This is a genomic window from Bacteroides sp. D1, assembly GCF_000157095.2.
Lineage (GTDB): Bacteria > Bacteroidota > Bacteroidia > Bacteroidales > Bacteroidaceae > Bacteroides > Bacteroides xylanisolvens.
The window spans coordinates 1-548 of sequence record NZ_JH114344.1 but is presented as its reverse complement, the minus strand read 5'-3'; the positions used below and the strand labels follow the sequence as shown (position 1 = coordinate 548).

At 37.6% G+C, this 548-nt stretch carries 1 pseudogene; it reads right to left on the bottom strand.

The features are described from left to right. Positions 1–548 (bottom strand): annotated as a pseudogene (locus tag BSAG_RS08465) (hypothetical protein); the annotation flags it as partial.

The following is a 548-nucleotide window of genomic DNA, read 5'->3' as shown; positions in this document are numbered from 1 at the left end:
AACCTTAAATGCTATTCCCTTTTCTTCTTTAAAATAGGAGTCCTCTTGTATAGCCTTTTCAAATACGAGGTTCTCTCGTATAAATTGGGATGAAGAGTTTGTTATGGCTCGTTTGATAGAGACATTCTCCCTTTGGGTCACAGTTGCGGAATATGGATTGATAAATTCTAGGCTTTTCAGTGTGAATACAGCATCAGGGGTGATAGTAAATTCCTGTTGGGCTCTTTGTGTATATTGGCTGAAACCAACATTATTAGCTTGTATATCTACCACATAATTGAATACATCCCACCATGAACCACTACTTCCTTGGCCAAGATATAGCTCATTTTGAAGGACATAAGTTCCTGGATTATTAGTAGCAGGTATAATGTCCCAGGAATCCATGGCTCCTGTAGTGGAATTACTGCTCATTGCAAGTAATATTTTTGATTCCGGATTACTAGTGTAATGTCCTACAGCTAGACGAGTTTTCGAGTAGTTTGAATAAATTAAATAGGGTATGCCGGTAATTGATGAGGGAATTTGGACATAGAATTTACCATAAG